This is a genomic window from Pseudomonas sp. NPDC087817, assembly GCF_044742875.1.
Classification (GTDB): Bacteria; Pseudomonadota; Gammaproteobacteria; order Pseudomonadales; family Pseudomonadaceae; genus Aquipseudomonas.
Genome location: NZ_JBIUVJ010000176.1, coordinates 1 through 1,453, shown reverse-complemented (window position 1 = coordinate 1,453; position 1,453 = coordinate 1). Strand labels below are relative to the sequence as shown.

At 58.6% G+C, this 1,453-nt stretch carries 2 protein-coding genes; both read right to left on the bottom strand.

Annotated elements, in window-relative coordinates:
* Positions 1-128 (bottom strand): acetolactate synthase small subunit (gene ilvN, locus ACIONG_RS30510; RefSeq protein ID WP_401304757.1); only part of this gene is annotated, 128 nt, incomplete at its 3' end.
* A gap of 2 nt (positions 129-130) precedes the next feature.
* On the bottom strand, positions 131-1,453 hold a 1,323-nt coding region (gene ilvB, locus ACIONG_RS30505), incomplete at its 5' end, for a biosynthetic-type acetolactate synthase large subunit (protein WP_401304753.1).

Here is a 1,453-nt window from a genome sequence, read left to right as displayed (position 1 = left end):
AGGGTCGGGTCTTCGGTCGGGGCCACGGTCAGGCTTTCGATGTTGTAGTTGCGCTGCGAGAACAGGCCGACTACGCGAGACAAAGCGCCGGGTTCGTTTTCCAGAAGCAGGGAAATAATGTGCCGCATGATTAAGTACGCTCCGTCTTGCTCAGCCACATATCGCGCATGGAGCCGTCTTTGATCTGCATCGGGTAGACGTGCTCGCTGGTGTCGACCGAAATATCCAGCACGACCAGACGATCCTTCATGGCGAACGCCTCTGCCATCTGCGACTTCAAGTCTTTCGAGTCGGTGATGCGCATGCCAACGTGACCATAAGCTTCAGCCAGTTTGACGAAGTCAGGCAGCGATTCCATGTACGAGTGCGAGTGACGGCTGCCGTAGCTCATGTCCTGCCACTGACGAACCATCCCCAGAACACCGTTGTTCAGGATGACGATTTTCACTGGCAAGCCATATTGCAGGCAGGTCGACAGCTCCTGAATGTTCATCTGGATGCTGCCTTCGCCGGTGACGCAGGCAACGTCGTCATCCGGGAAGCTCAACTTGATGCCCATGGCCGCCGGGAAACCGAAGCCCATGGTGCCCAGACCACCGGAGTTGATCCAGCGGTTCGGCTTGTTGAACGTGTAGTACTGCGCAGCGAACATCTGGTGCTGGCCCACGTCGGAAGTGATAAAGGCGTCGCCCTTGGTCACTTCGCAGAGGGTTTCGATCACGGTCTGCGGCTTGATCTTGCTGCCGTCGCCCTTGTCGTAAGGGAACAGGCCGCGATCACCGCGCCATTCATCCACCTGCTTCCACCAACTGGCCACGGACTCCTTGTTCGGGGTCTCGCCGATTTCCTTGAGGATCGCGACCATTTCGGTCAGCACGCTTTCGACCGGACCAACGATTGGCACGTCGGCCTTGATGGTCTTGGAAATCGAAGCCGGGTCGATGTCGATGTGGATGATCTTGGCGTTCGGGCAGAACTTCGATGCGCCGTTGATCACGCGATCGTCGAAACGCGCGCCGACAGCGAGTATCACGTCAGCGTGGTGCATCGCCAGGTTGGCGGTGTAGCTGCCATGCATACCGAGCATGCCGATGAACTGACGATCAGTACCCGGGAAACCACCCAGGCCCATCAACGTGTTGGTCACGGGCAGGTTGAGCATTTTTGCCAGCTCGGTCAGCGGTGCGGAACCGTTGCCGAGGATTACGCCGCCGCCGGAGTACAGCACTGGGCGCTTGGCCGCCAGAAGCATTTCTGCTGCCTTGCGGATTTGCCCGGAGTGACCGCGAACGGCCGGGCTGTAGGAACGCAGCTTGGCTTTTTTCGGGAAGACGTATTCGAACTTCTCGGCCGGGTTGGTCATGTCTTTCGGAATATCGACCACGACCGGGCCCGGACGACCGGATTGCGCCAGGTAGAAGGCCTTCTTCATGACTTCCGGGATTTCCGAAGC